A 13,894-nucleotide genomic window follows, 5' to 3' on the forward strand; every position below is an offset into this window, starting at 1 on the left:
GCCGGTCGGGCCGGCGGCGTCAGGCCCCGCCTACCGCGTCATTTCGCTGCGCGTGGAGCCAGCGCGCGCTGGAGGAGGATGAACGCGAACAGCAGCGCTCCGGCGACGATGCGGGTCCACCAGGAGCTGAGCGTGCCCTCGAAGACCAGGATCGTCTGGATGGTGCCCAGGGTCAGCACGCCGATCACGCTGCCCAGCACATAGCCGAACCCGCCGGTGAGCAGAGTCCCCCCGATCACCACCGCGGCGATCGCGTCCAGCTCCATGCCCAGGCCGTGCAGGCTGTTGCCGGAGGCGATGTAGAGGGTGTACAGCACCCCGCCCAGCGCCGCGCAGAACCCGCTGATCGTGTAGACCCCGACCTTCACCCGGCCCACCGCCAGGCCCATGAGCATCGCCGAGGACTCGCTCCCGCCCACCGCGTAGACGCTGCGGCCGAACCGGGAGCGGTGCAGCACGTAGGCCGCCGCCCCCGCGGCCGCCAGCGCGACGACCGCGCCGACGCTGAGGGAGGTCCCGCCCGGGAGCGGCACCCGCGTCTGGGCGAGCGTGGAGAAGAGCGGGTCGGTGATCGGGATCGACTCGGTGCTGATGAGGTAGCACAGGCCGCGCGCGAAGAACATGCCGCCGAGCGTGGCGATGAAGGGCTGCACCCCGTAGAAGTGGATGATGCAGCCCTGGGCGAGGCCGATGGCGGCCCCGGCCAGCAGCGCGACCGGTATCACCAGCAGCGGGGGCCACCCCTCGCGCAGCAGCCAGGCGCAGAGCATCGCCGACAGCGCCAGCACCGACCCGGTCGACAGGTCGATGCCGCCCGCCAGAATCACGAACGTCACCCCCACCGCCAGCACCACCAGGAAGGAGTTGTTCACCAGGAGGTTGAGCGCGACCTGCGGTTCCAGGAACCCGGTGTAGCGCACGGACCCGGCGGCGAACAGCAGCACGAGCACGGTGGCGGCCATGGCCAAGGGGATGAACCGGCGCCGGCCCTCCAGCAGCTCGCGGGTGCGGTGGACCGCCCGGGACAGCTCGGGGAGGGTGGAAGGCGTTGTCATCGCTGCACCTCCGGTGCGCCCGGGCTTCCGGCGTTCGTCGCCGCGGTCGTCACGTCGTCCTCCTCGGTCGGCGCCGGGCCGGGACCGGTCCGCGCCCGGATCGGCGGTCCCCCGCGCCGGAACGGCGCCGCGACCTGCGCGCGGAACCGCGGCGACTGCAGCAGGCACACCAGGAACACCACGATCGCCTTGAACACCAGCGCGCTCTCCGGCGGCACGCCCATGGTGTAGACGGTGGTGGACAGCGTCTGCACGATGAGCGCGCCCAGCACCGTCCCCGCGATCGAGAAGCGCCCTCCGGTGAGCAGGGTCCCCCCGATGACGACGGCGAGGATGGCGTCCAGCTCGATCCACAGCCCGGCGTTGTTGCCGTCGGCGCTGCCGGTGTTGGCGCTGATGATGACCCCGGCGAGTCCGGCACACAGCCCGCAGAAGGTGTAGGCCGCCACGGAAAGTCCGGTCGCGCGGATCCCGGCCAGGCGCCCGGCCTCGGCGTTGCCGCCGACCGCCTCGATGAGCAGGCCGAGGGCGGTGCGGCGCACCAGCAGCCACATCAGCAGGACCGTGGTCGCCGCCACGATCACGGTGAACGGCACGGCGGCCAGGCTGCCCGCCGCGATCTCGCGGTAGGGCTCGCTGCGCACCGTGGTGATCTGGCCGCCGGTGATCAGCTGGGCGAGCCCGCGGCCGGCGACCATGAGGATGAGCGTGGCCACGATCGGCTGGATCCGCAGCACCGAGACGAGGAACCCGTTCCACAGCCCCAGCAGCGCCGACGCACCCAAGGCGACGGCGACCGCCGCGGCCGCCGTCGCCGCCGATCCCTGACCGCCGCCGGCGGCGGCGATCGTCTCGCAGGCGAGGGCACCGGACACGGCCACCACGGCGCCCACCGACAGGTCGATGCCGCGCAGTGCGATCACCAGCGTCATGCCCAGGGAGATCAGCAGCAGCGGCGTCCCGAAGTGCAGGATGTCGACGAGGCTGCCGTACAGCCGCCCGCCCTTGACGCTGATCTCGAAGAACCCGGGGGTGGCGGCCAGGTTGGCGACCAGCAGCCCCGCGAGCACCAGCAGCGGCCACACCAGCCGCCGGGTCTGCGCCGACCTCACTGCGCACCCCCTTCCGCGATCTCGGCGAGCACGCGGTCCACGGCCAGCCCGCCGTCGTCGTTGTCCAGCGCGTTGACCACCCGCCGGTCCCGCAGCACCACCACCCGGTGGCTCAGCCGCAGCACCTCCTCCAGCTCGGAGGAGACGAACAGCACCGCGGTGCCCTCCTGCGCCTGGGCCGCCACCAGGCGCTGCACCTCGGCCTTCGCCCCGACGTCGATCCCGCGGGTGGGCTCGTCGAGAATGAGCAGCCGGGGCCGCATGATCAGCCACCGGCCCAGCAGCACCTTCTGCTGATTGCCGCCGCTGAGGGCGCCCACCGGGGTGTCGGGTGCCGCGGGCCGGATGCGCAGTGCCGAGATGTAGCGCTCGACCAGTTCGGCCCGCGTCCTCGCGGGCAGCGGCAGCATCCAGCCGCGGGCGGCCTGCATGGCCAGCAGCAGGTTGTCGGCGACGGACAGCTCGGCCACCAGCCCTTCGGCCTTGCGGTCCTCCGAGCAGTAGGCCAGGCCTTCGGCGATGGCCGACCGGGGCGTGCGCAGCGGCACCGGACGGCCGTCCACCTCCACGTTCCCGGTGTCGGGGCGGTCGGCGCCGAACAGCAGCCGCACGGCCTCGGTCCGCCCGGAGCCCAGCAGCCCGGCCAGACCGACGATCTCGCCGGGCGCCACGTCCAGGTCGTAGGGGGCGATGCCGCCCGAGCGGCCCAGGCCGCGCGCCCGCAGCAGCGGCGTGGTCCCGGGGGGCGGACCGCCGCTGTGGGCGCGCTCCTCCAACAGGTCCAGCTCACCGGCCTGTTCGCCGAGCATGTGGCCGATCAGCTCGCGCCGGCCCAGCTCGGCGGTGGCGAACTCCCCCACCAGCCGTCCGTTGCGCAGCACCGTCATGCGCCGGCACAGCTCGTAGACCTGGTCGAGGAAGTGGGTGACGAACAGGACCGCCACACCGCGCGAGCGCAGCCGCTCGACCAGGTCGAACAGAATGCGGACCTCGTCGCGGTCCAGGCTGGAGGTCGGCTCGTCGAGCACGAGCACCCGGGCTTGGAGGTCGACCGCCCTGAGGATGGAGACGAGCTGCTGGACCGCGATGGGGTACTCACCCAGGGCCCGGGTGACGTCGAGGTCCAGCTCCATTCCGGCGGCCAGGTCGGCGGCCCGCCGGTTCATGCGCCGCGCCGAGATCCCGAACCGCCCGCGCGGCTCGCGGCCCAGCAGGATGTTCTCCGCGACCGACAGGTTCGGGCACAGGTTCACCTCCTGGTAGACGGTGGCGATCCCGTGGCGTTCGGCGTCCAGCGGGCCGGCGATGCCCGCGGGCCCGCCCCCGATGCGGACGCTGCCCGCATCGGGGCGGTGAACGCCGGTCAGCACCTTGATCAGGGTGGACTTCCCGGCCCCGTTCTCCCCCAGCAGCGCGTGCACCTCGCCGGGGAGGAGCCGCAGGCCGGCGCCGTCCAGGGCCCGGACGCCGGGGAAGTCCTTCACGATCCCGCTCATCTGCACGGCGGGCTCGGCCGTGGTGTCCACGGCCCCTCCTTCGCGTCGGCGGCGGACGGATCAGTACTTGCGGTTCGGCAGCTCTTCCTCGGCCTGGTCCTGGGTGAAGACGCCTTCCTCCACCTCGACGCGCGGCTCGACCTCCTCGCCGGCGTGCACCTTCTCGACGAGGTTCATCAGCTGGGGGCCGATCAGCGGGTTGCACTCCACGACGACGTTGATCCTGCCGTCGGCCATCGCCTGGAAGGCGTCCTTGATGCCGTCCACGGAGATGATCTTGATGTCCTCGCCGGGTTCGAGCCCCGCCGCCTCGATGGACTCGATGGCACCCAGCGCCATGTCGTCGTTGTGGGCGTAGAGGACGTCGATGTCGTCGTGGGAGCTGAGGAAGGCCTGCATGACCTCCTGGCCTCCCGAGCGGGTGAAGTCGCCGTCCTGGGAGGCGACGATCTCGAACCTGTCGTCCTCGCCGATGATCTCGGCGAAGCCCTCCTTGCGGTCGATGGCGGGTGCCGAGCCGGTGGTGCCCTGCAGTTCGACGATGTCGACGTCCTCGTCGGAGTCCGCGTACTCCTCGACCAGCCACCGGCCGGCCTTGCGGCCCTCCTCCACGAAGTCGGAGCCGAGGAAGGTCTCGTAGACCTCCTTCTGGTCGGTGTCGACCGCACGGTCGGTCAGCACGACGGGGATGCCCGCGGTCTTCGCCTCCGCGAGGACGGTGTCCCAGCCCGACTCGACCACGGGCGAGAAGGCGATCACGTCGACGCCCTGCTGGATGAAGCTGCGGATCGCCTGGATCTGGTTCTCCTGCTGCTGCTGGGCGTCGGAGAACTTCAGCTCGATGCCCGCCTCCTCGGCTGCCTTCTTGATGGACTCGGTGTTGGCGGTACGCCAGCCGCTTTCGGCTCCCACCTGCGAGAAGCCCAGGACGATGGTGTCGTCGCCGCCCTGGCCACCGCCTCCGCCGCCTCCGCACGCGGTCGCTGCCGCGGCGAGTGCGATGGCGGCCGCGGCCGTCGAGAGTGCCTTGTTCATCGGGGGACTCCTTCTGCGCCGTCGCCAGCCGGAGCTGATTGTTAGCGCTAACAAATGGGGGGATGCGAGTGCCCGGATACACCGGGGCCTCAGGAGTGGGGGTGCGATAGGTCGGTACTACCGGTCTATGACGTGGATCACAACTGTTAGCGCTAACAGGTGGGAAGTCAAGACCGGTTTACCGCTCTGAGACATTGCTGACCGGTACCGGACGCGGGGCGCGATCCCCTGCGCCGCGGGCGGTCCGCGGCGCAGGGGCGGGGGCGGAGCGCCGACTGCACGATCCGCCCGACCGGCCGGCGAGGATTCACCGGCCGGGAGCCGAGTAGCCGCCGCGCGGGGTGCACACCGCCTCACGAGCCCTGCGCGGGGTGACGAGCCCGCGCAGGGCGGGGTCCGTCAGCAGGACGACCGGGGCGATCCGGTTCTCGGCGACCGGGTACCACTCGGGCAGCGCCCGCCGGATGGCGGACCAGGCCTCGTCGTGGGCGCCGTCGGCCGCCAGCGCGCGGGCCGATTCCAGCGCCCGTTCGAAGGCCGGCGACTCCGGCGTGCGCCGAGCACTGATCCAGGCGTCCGTGTCGAGTCCCGCCGCTTCGGACTCGTCGGGCAGCATGCCGGGCGGCAGGTCGCCGCCCAGGCTGCGCACCGCCGCGGAGAGTGGAGCCGCGGACGCGGAGCCCGCCCGCCCGGCCGCGGCCAGGAAGAGCGGGACGGCCTCGGCGCCCAGTTGCTCCGCGCCGACCGCCTCGACCACGTGCGCATGGCACAGCGTGTTGCGCAGTGCGTGGTGCGCGAAGCGGAACTCCCCCAGGAACGCAGAAAGGACGGCCTTCAGATAGGCGGCGGCGCCCGAGCCCTTGGTCTCGGCGCTCTCGAAGGCCTTCAGCGCCTCGTCGACGTCGCCGCGCAGCGCCGCCCGCCGGCCCTCGGCCAGCAGTTCGTCGGCGCCGTCGGGACGCACCGGGAGGCCGTCGCTGCCCTTCAGCTTCTCGAACGCCGCGCGTTCGGCGGCGACGAGATCGGCGAAGGAGCGGTGGCGCTCCCCCAGCCCCGGGTACCAGCTGGCCCAGATGTAGGCCGCCCATTCGCCGTCCGGCCCGACGTCGCCCGCGTCCAGCAGCCAGTACTGGGCGTCGCCCTCGCCGGAGACGCGCAGCACGGGCCCCTGGAGCCCGGAGGGTTCCGGCTCGTCGTCGGCGCCGGAGAAGAGGCCGAAGTCGTCGTCGTCCGCCCAGTCGACGGCGTCGGTGGACAGCAGTTCGTACATGAACGCGCTGACGTCCCTCCACCCGTCCGATGCGGCGAGGAAGGACCGGTAGCTGGGCGGAAGGCGGGTGCCCAGCCGCTCCTCCAGGTCGGCGATCCGCTCCTCTGGTGCGCCTTCGTACCCGAGCCATCCGGCGGCCCGCTGCTCATCGGTGACGCCGCCCAGCTCGTCCTCCTCCTCGACCCGCAGCATGTCGGCGCTGTACTCGGCCAGATAGGCCCGCCAGCGCTGGGCGGTGATCAGCGGCTGCTCGCCCGCCGGGCCGGTCCCGACTCCGACGGCGGTGCCCTCGTAGGTCCGCGGGGCCGCGCCCGGCTCCTGGCGGTAGCCGGAGAAGGACTCGTATGCGGGGGACGCGGCATGCAGGCGCACCCGGTTGAGCTGGGTGGCGGGATCGCCGCGGTTGCCCCGGATCTCCAGCAGCAGGTACCGGAAGGCGGCGCCGACCGCGGAGCCGGTGACGTCGAATCCGCGCTCCTGGTGCCGGTCGGGGAAGAACTCATCGGAGCGGGTGTCCAGGACGGTCCACGTGCGGGCGTCCAACGACCCCTTGAGCGCCCAGGCGCGCGGGTCGCGTCCGGGGCAGTCGTCGGCCGATCCCAGCACGTAGTGGTGCACGGCGACCGGCTCGGCCATGGTGAACAGCACCCAGGCGCCGCGGCTCTTGAAGGCCAGCCATTTTGCGGCCGTGTCGTCCAGCAGGTTCTCGCCGACCTCCCCGGCGGCCGAGTGCTCGCCGCTGACGGCGACGCCGCGGATCCGGCCGGTGAGGTCGCCGCCCACCTCGGCCGCGCTGCGCAGGACCACGGCGCCGCCGCCCCCGTCCGCGTCGGTCCAGCCCACCCGCGCCGCCGGGGCGCCGCCGTCCTCGACGAGCAGGCGCAGCTCGCCTTCCTCGCCGCCGGCCTGCCGGAAGAGGTGGGGGGTCCGGGCGGGGGGCTGCTCGGACCGGCGGCCGCGCAGCGCGAAGGCGGTGCCGTCGCCTTCGGTGCGCAGGCCGGAGAAGCCGGTCGCGCCGGGGTCGAAGCCGATGTCGGTCTCGGCCCCGTCCCGGTCGCGCCAGTGGAGCCGGGACAGCGGCGCGTTTGCCCCCGTATCGAGCAGCACCGCGATCCGGCGGTGCCCCTCCCACATCCGGGATCCGAGCCGCCTCCGCTCGGTGGTGAACGCGAGAACCTCGGCGTCGTCGTCCATGCCGTCGGTGTCCGGGAGTCGGGTCCCGGCCGCTGCCAACGCGCAGTCCGCCGGGCGGCGAAGACGCTACCGCCGGGGTACGCCGTTTCTCCGTCCCGGCGCGGTGCGGCCGAACCCCCCGATTCCGGCGCCGGGGCGCGGATCCGGCCGCGCCCCGCCTGGGCTGCGGCGCCGTCGGAGCGTAGCGTCGGGGTATGAGCGATGATCCAGTCCTCGTCGAGCGCGACGGCGCCGTGGCCACCATCACCATGAACCGGCCCGACCGCCGCAACGCGCTGTCCCTCGACCACATGCGCCGGCTGACCGAGGCGTTCGAGGAGGTCGGCGCCTCCGACGCGACCGGTGTGATCCTGGCGGGCAGCGGCCCCGTCTTCAGCGCGGGCCACGACTTCGCCGACGTGGCCGAGGCCGACCTCGACGGCGCTCGGGACCTGCTCAACACCTGCCTGCGGCTGATGCAGACGGTGCAGTCGGTGCCGCAGGTGGTCCTGGCGCGGGTGCACGGCCTGGCCACCGCCGCCGGATGCCAGCTGGTCGCCGACTGCGACCTCGCCGTGGCCGGCCAGAACGCCGGATTCGCCGCTCCGGGCGGCAAGGGCGGCTGGTTCTGCCACACGCCGATGGTGGCGATCTCGCGCAGCATCGGCCGCAAGCGCGCGATGGAGATGGCGCTGACCGGTGATGCGATCGACGCCGCCACCGCCGCCGAATGGGGCCTGGTCAACCAGGCGGTACCCGACTCCGAGCTCGACACCGCGGCCCGCGGGCTGCTGGAGCGCGCCACCCGCGGCGCGCCGCGCAGCACCGCACTGGGCAAGCAGACCCTCTACGCCCAGTTCGACCGGCCCGAGCGCGACGCCTACACCCAGGCCGTGGAGGTCATGGCCGCGAGCAGCCAGACGCCCGAAGCCCGCGAGGGCATCGCCGCGTTCTTGGAGAAGCGCCCGCCGCGCTGGCCCGAGTGAGGACGCAGAACCGGGTGCGCCCTGCCGGGACCCGGGCTCAGGGCGGCGGCCGGCCCGTACCGCCCTCCACCGGCGGCGCGGCGGCGGTGACCAGCTCGGCGACCGCGTCACCCGCCGAGCCCAGGGCGCGCTCCAGCGGACCGCGCCCCAGCAGCATGCGCCACAGGGTGGCCGCGAGGAGGGCCCCGATCACGAAGGCCTCCAGCCGGAACGGCGCGTCGTCCTGGAAGGAGTACCCCAGCGCCGCGATCACCAGGATGTGGCCGGTGTAGATGGTCAGCGCCATGGACCCGGCCGCGGCCAGCGGGTACAGCGGCGCGGCGGCGACGTCCGCGGCGACCATGCAGGCGACCAGCGCCAGCAGGGCCGTGCCCACGGCGCCGGCGATCTCGAAGCCGGTGCCGCTGTGCGGCGTGGCGACCACGAGGTACCACAGCGAGTCGGTGGGCACCTGGCCGTGGAGGTCGCCGAGCTCGGCGGCGACGTCGCTGCGCATCGGCGCACGCAGCAGGGGGTCGGTGGCCGACAGGTCGACGGCGCCGCCCAGCCTGGCCTGCACCAGGCGGTCGATGCCGCCCAGCGGATACAGCAGCAACCAGGAGCCGCCGTAGCCGAGCAGCGCAAGCCCGGCCCCGCCCGCGGCCAGGGCGGCGCGGACGCGCGGCGCCGCGAGGTCCAGCCGGCCCGCGGCCATACCCGCGACGACGAAGGCCATGAAGGTGGCGGCCGGGTAGTAGCCGGTCAGCAGGAAGTCGGTGATGCCCCCGATCGAGCTGACGCGCAGCGGAGGCTCGGCCATCCGGTCGCGGACCAGGTAGGACAGCACCGGCCCCAGCACCGCGACCGCCCCCGCGATGCACCCCAGCGCCGGGGCGCGCAGGCGCAGCAGCGGCAATGCGAGCAGGAAGAACCCGCCGTAGTAGGTGAGGATGACCGCGATCGGCGCGCCGGTGAGGTCGAGCAGCACCCCGAGCAGGGCGAGCACCAGGGCGCGCACCAGGATGCGGGCGCGCGCCCGCTGCAGGGCCGTGCCGTCGACGGGGCGGGTGCGCCCGGTCATCAGCGCCAGCGAGACCCCGGCGAGGAAGGCGAACAGCGCGGAGGAGCGGCCCCGGGTGAGCTGGTGGAGCGCCTCGGCGGCGGACTCGCCGAAGGCGTCGCCGCCGAAGACGCCGATGGAGCCGACGCCGAGGTGGACGGTGAACATGCCGAACACCGCGAGCGCGCGGGCGACGTCGATGCCGACGATCCGCCCGCCCCGGGCGTCGCGGGCGCCTTCGGCCCCGCGTTGGGGAATCTGCTGCGACACGCGCCCAGACTAGGCCGTCTTCGGTGGGTTCGTCCCCGCACGTCCGCCCGACCGGCCGTTCCCGGGCCGCGCGCGGCCCGGAGCCGGGCCCGGGTCGCGCGCCCCCGCTGCTCAGGCGCCGCCGCGGCCGTCGCCGGCCAGCCGGGTGAAGTGGTCCAGGGCCTGCGGGTTGGCGAGCGAGTCGCGGCTGGCGACCTTTTCGGCGCTCTCGCCCATCAGGATGCGCTTGACCGGGACCTCCAGCAGCTTGCCGGAGAGGGTGCGCGGCACCTCGCCGACGGCGCGCACCGCGTCGGGGACGTGGCGGGGCGAGCAGTCCTCGCGGATGCGCCGCGCCAGGCGCGCGGTGAGGTCGTCGTCGAGGGCGGCGCCTTCGCGCACGACCACGAACAGCTCGATGCGCGAACCGCCGTCCTTTTGGGGCACGTCGACCACGAGCGCGTCGGTGACCTCCTCCAGCGCCAGCACCGCGCGGTAGATCTCGCTGGTGCCCATGCGGATCCCGCCGCGGTTGATGGTGGAGTCGGAGCGGCCGTAGATGACCGCCGTTCCGCGCTCGGTGATCTCGATCCAGTCGCCGTGGCGCCAGACGCCCGGGTACACCGAGAAGTAGCTCTCGCGCAGCCGCTCGCCACCGGGGTCGTTCCAGAATCGGACCGGCATGGACGGCGCCGGCTGTGTCACGACCAGCTCGCCGACCTCGCCGATCAGCTCGTTGCCGTCGGGGTCCCAGGCGGCGACGGCCATGCCCAGCGACCGGGCCTGGATCTCACCCTCGTAGACCGGCAGAACGGGGACGCCCCCGACCAGGCAGCTGCAGATGTCGGTGCCGCCGCTGGTGGAGAACAGCCATAGGTCGCGGCCGAGCTCGCGGTAGCACCAGTCGAACCCTTCCGGGCTCAGCGGGGAGCCGGTCGAGCCGACGGCGTGCAGCCGGGACAGGTCGCGCCCTTCGGCGGGGCGGACGCCCTCCTTCATGCAGGAGGTCAGGAAGCCCGCGCTGGTGCCGAACACCGTGACCTCCGCGCGGTCGGCCAGGTCCCACAGCGCACCCAGGTCGGGGTGTCCGGGGCTGCCGTCGTAGAGGACGATGGAGGCGTCGGTCAGCAGGACGCTGACCAGGAAGTTCCACATCATCCAGCCGGTGGTGGTGTACCAGAACACGCGGTCGCCGGCCTGGGCGTCCAGGTGCAGGTTGAGGTTCTTCAGCTGCTCCAGCAGGATGCCGCCGTGGCCGTGCACGATGGCCTTGGGCAGGCCGGTGGTGCCTGAGGAGTACAGCACCCACAGCGGGTGGTCGAAGGGGACCTCCGCGAAGGCGAGCCCGGCGCCGGCGCCGGCCGACTCCAGCTCCTCCCAGGACAGCGCCCCCTCGACGGGGACGTCGCGCAGGTAGTTCAGCACCACGGTGTGCTCGACGGTGGGCAGCCGCTCGCGCAGTTCGGCGAGCACGCCGGTGCGGTCGAAGTCCTTGCCGCCGTAGCGGTAGCCGTCGACGGCCAGCAGCACCTTCGGCTCGATCTGGGCGAAGCGGTCGACGACGCTGCGCACCCCGAAGTCGGGCGAGCAGGAGGACCACACGGCGCCGATGGAGGCACAGGCGTAGAAGGCGGCGACGGTCTCGGCGATGTTGGGCAGGTAGCCCACGACGCGGTCGCCGGGCCGAACGCCCAGGTGGCGCAGTCCCTGGGCGATGGCGGCGGTGCGGGCGCGCAGCTCGCCCCAGGTCCACTCCCCCAGCATGCGCAGCTCGGAGGCGTGCCGGATGGCCACGGCGTCGTCGTCGCGGCGGGCGAAGATGTGGCGCGCGTAGTTCAGCCGCGCGCCGGGGAACCAGTCGGCGCCGGGCATGGAGGTGTCGGCGAGGACCTGCTCGTAGGGGCTCTCGGCGCTGACGCCGTAGTACTCCCAGACGGCCGACCAGAAGCCGTCGAGGTCGGTGACCGACCACCGCCACAGCGCGTCGTAGTCGGCCGCCTCGACGCCGCGGTGCTCGCGCACCCACCGGGTGAAGGGGGTGAGGTTCGCGCGCTCGATCCGGTTCTCGTCCGGCTTCCACAGCATGGGCGGCGCTGTCGGCATGTCCGGCTTCCTCCTTCGTGCGGTACGCCGGAGCGCGGGTCCGGCCGGCGGGTGTGACGCCCATCATCTAACAACAGACGCCGCAGGTGACACGCGGGCGGGGTGGTGGGGGCGCCCCACACCGTCCGCCCAGGCGGGGTGTGAGCGAGGCGGCCGCGGTGTCGGCGAACGCGCGGGGGCACAGCCGCGCGGCCCCTCCGGGCAGGGCGCCCAGCAGCGGCAGGCCGGAGGTCTCCGGCAGGTCGGCCAGGTTGCAGCGGGCGGCGAGGCCGGGCCGGGCGGGCCAGCTGCCGATTACCGTGCCGACGCACGCCAGGCCGCGGGCGGCGAGCGCCTCGGCGGCCGCGGCGGTGTCGTTGAGGGTGCCCAGCCCCGCGCGGGTCACCAGCAGCACCGGTGCGGCCAGCTCGGCGGCGAGGTCGGCGAGGGTGTCGCCGTTCTCGTGCAGCCGCACCAGCGGCCCGCCCGCGCCCTCGACGAGCACCAGGGGGTTCTCGCGGGCGAGCGCCCGTGCGGCGCGTGCCGCCTCGGCGGCGCGCACGCCCGCGCGGCCGGCGCGGCGGGCGGCGGTGGCGGGGGCCAGCGGGTCGGGGTAGCGGGCCAGCTCGCACACCGCGGTACCGGGGGCCAGGCGCGCCACCTCGTCGGCGTCGCCCGCCTCGCCGGGTACCGCGCCGGTCTGGGCGGGCTTGAGTGCCGCGGCCCGGCCCGGGTGCAGCGCGGCGACGGCCGCCGTGACGGCGGTCTTGCCCACCCCCGTTCCGGTGCCGGCGACGACGAGGATCACCGCCGCCGCACCGCGGTGCAGGCCCGGGCGGCGGCGAGCACGCCCTCGGCGATGCGTGCGGTGTCCTCGGGGCCGCAGACGTAGGGCGGCATGGTGTAGATCATGTCGCGGAAGGGCCGCAGCCACACCCCGGCGCCGAGCGCCGCGGCCGTGGCGGCGCGGACGTCGACGGGGCGGTCGAGCTGGACGACGCCGATGGCGCCGAGCACGCGCACGTCGGCGACGCCGGGCAGGCTTCGCGCGGGCGCGAGTCCGGCCTCCAGCTCGCGGGCGATGCGCGCGACGCGAGCGCGCCAGTCGCCGCCGCGGAGCAGCCCGATCGAGGCCGCGGCGACCGCGCAGGCCAGCGGGTTGGCCATGAAGGTGGGTCCGTGCGCCAGGACCGGCACCTCGCCGCGGCCGATGCCCTGGGCCACCTCCGTTGTGCACAGGGTGGCCGCCAGGGTGAGGTATCCGCCGGTCAGCGCCTTGCCCAGGCACATCACGTCGGGAGCGACACCGGCGTGATCGGCGGCGAACAGCTCGCCGGTGCGGCCGAACCCGGTGGCGATCTCGTCGAAGACCAGCAGCACGCCGTGGCGCTCGGTGATGCGGCGCAGCTCGGCGAGGTAGCCGGGGCTGTGGAAGCGCATGCCGCCGGCCCCTTGGACGACCGGCTCGACGATGACGGCGGCCAGTTCCTCGGCGTGTTCGGCGACCAGCGCTTCGAGGCGGGCGGTGTAGGCGGGGTCGGGCTCGGCGGCGAACCCGGGCGGCGGCTGCTCGCCGAAGACCTGGCGGGGCAGCACGTCGCCCCACAGCGCGTGCATGCCGCCGTCGGGGTCGCACACCGACATGGCGTGGAAGGTGTCGCCGTGGTAGCCGCCGCGCCAGGTGAGTACGCGCCGCTTGGCGGGCCGGCCCGCCGAGCGCCAGTACTGCAGGCACATCTTCAGCGCCACCTCCACCGACACGGATCCTGAGTCGGCCAGGAAGACGTGCCGGAGCGGCTCGGGGGTCGTCTCGACCAGGGCGGCGGCGAGCCGCGCCGCGGGTTCGTGGGTGAGCCCGCCGAACATGACGTGGCTGAAGGAGCCGGCCTGGGCGCGCAGCGCCTCGTCGAGGACGGGGTGGGCGTAGCCGTGGATCGCCGACCACCACGACGACATGCCGTCCACCACGTCGTGCTCGGCGCCGCGGTCCGGGTCGGCCAGGCGCAGCCGCGCCCCCGACGCGCCCAGGACGACGCGGGGCGCGTCGCCGGGGCCGATCGCGGAGTAGGGGTGCCACAGGTGCTCGCGGTCGACCCGCCCGATCCAGTCGAGTCCGGCGAAGGCCGCGGCGGTCGCGGACGGGGGCGGGGGCGGGGGCGCGGCGGGCGCTGGGACGGCGTCGGTCATACCGGGCCATGCTGCCGATCGGGACCGGCCGCGGGAATGGCGGTCCGCCCAGATTCCGGCGGCGGTTCCTTGTGGGTTTCCGCAGGTGCCGCGGCCGGACGCGCGTGTGACATTGGGCGCGCCCCTCCCTGCACGGGCCCGGCAGCCGGCCGGGCCGCGCAGGGAGGGGCGCGCCCCGGCGGGGCCGCTTCGCGCGGCCCCGCCCCCGCG

Annotated in this window: 10 protein-coding genes; 1 reads left to right on the plus strand and 9 read right to left on the minus strand. The window is 74.1% G+C overall.

What is annotated here, in order from left to right; genetic code table 11:
- Nucleotides 1–38 precede the first annotated feature (38 nt).
- The 5 genes from yjfF to ABD284_RS03120 form a co-directional block, all read right to left on the minus strand.
- Nucleotides 39–1,055: a galactofuranose ABC transporter, permease protein YjfF gene (gene yjfF / locus ABD284_RS03100; RefSeq protein WP_344140729.1), complete on the minus strand. Its 1,017-nt coding sequence runs from the start codon at nt 1,053–1,055 to the stop codon at nt 39–41.
- Nucleotides 1,052–2,167, minus strand: a complete 1,116-nt coding sequence (locus tag ABD284_RS03105) for an ABC transporter permease (RefSeq protein ID WP_344140731.1) — start codon at nt 2,165–2,167, stop codon at nt 1,052–1,054. Before ABD284_RS03105 ends, yjfF begins: the two co-directional genes overlap by 4 nt.
- Nucleotides 2,164–3,693: a sugar ABC transporter ATP-binding protein gene (locus tag ABD284_RS03110; protein ID WP_344140732.1), complete on the minus strand. Its 1,530-nt coding sequence runs from the start codon at nt 3,691–3,693 to the stop codon at nt 2,164–2,166. The genes ABD284_RS03105 and ABD284_RS03110 overlap by 4 nt, the downstream gene beginning before the upstream one ends.
- A gap of 30 nt (nt 3,694–3,723) precedes the next feature.
- Nucleotides 3,724–4,698 (minus strand): ABC transporter substrate-binding protein, encoded by a 975-nt coding sequence (locus ABD284_RS03115; RefSeq protein WP_344140733.1) that lies wholly within the window; start codon nt 4,696–4,698, stop codon nt 3,724–3,726.
- Between the two features lie 307 nt (nt 4,699–5,005).
- Nucleotides 5,006–7,162, minus strand: coding sequence for an SMI1/KNR4 family protein (locus ABD284_RS03120; protein WP_344140734.1), 2,157 nt, complete (start codon nt 7,160–7,162; stop codon nt 5,006–5,008).
- 194 nt (nt 7,163–7,356) lie between these two features.
- On the opposite strand from ABD284_RS03120, the gene ABD284_RS03125 reads away from it, so the two are divergent.
- On the plus strand, nt 7,357–8,127 hold the full coding sequence (locus ABD284_RS03125; RefSeq protein WP_344140735.1) for an enoyl-CoA hydratase-related protein: 771 nt from the start codon (nt 7,357–7,359) through the stop codon (nt 8,125–8,127).
- A 37-nt stretch (nt 8,128–8,164) separates the two neighbouring features.
- Here the strand turns inward: ABD284_RS03125 and ABD284_RS03130 are convergent, their stop codons facing one another.
- From ABD284_RS03130 to ABD284_RS03145, 4 genes are all read right to left on the minus strand, one after another.
- Nucleotides 8,165–9,436, minus strand: coding sequence for a heparan-alpha-glucosaminide N-acetyltransferase domain-containing protein (locus tag ABD284_RS03130; RefSeq protein WP_344140736.1), 1,272 nt, complete (start codon nt 9,434–9,436; stop codon nt 8,165–8,167).
- 111 nt (nt 9,437–9,547) lie between these two features.
- Nucleotides 9,548–11,500, minus strand: coding sequence for an acetoacetate--CoA ligase (locus tag ABD284_RS03135; protein WP_344140781.1), 1,953 nt, complete (start codon nt 11,498–11,500; stop codon nt 9,548–9,550).
- A gap of 85 nt (nt 11,501–11,585) precedes the next feature.
- On the minus strand, nt 11,586–12,302 hold the full coding sequence (locus ABD284_RS03140) for an AAA family ATPase (protein WP_344140782.1): 717 nt from the start codon (nt 12,300–12,302) through the stop codon (nt 11,586–11,588).
- Entirely contained in the window at nt 12,302–13,684 is a 1,383-nt protein-coding gene (locus ABD284_RS03145; RefSeq protein WP_344140737.1) for an adenosylmethionine--8-amino-7-oxononanoate transaminase, read from the minus strand. The genes ABD284_RS03140 and ABD284_RS03145 overlap by 1 nt, the downstream gene beginning before the upstream one ends.
- Nucleotides 13,685–13,894: the final 210 nt, after the last annotated feature.

Origin of the sequence: Streptomonospora arabica, from assembly GCF_039531585.1 — a bacterium.
Taxonomy (GTDB): Bacteria; Actinomycetota; Actinomycetes; order Streptosporangiales; family Streptosporangiaceae; genus Streptomonospora; species Streptomonospora halophila.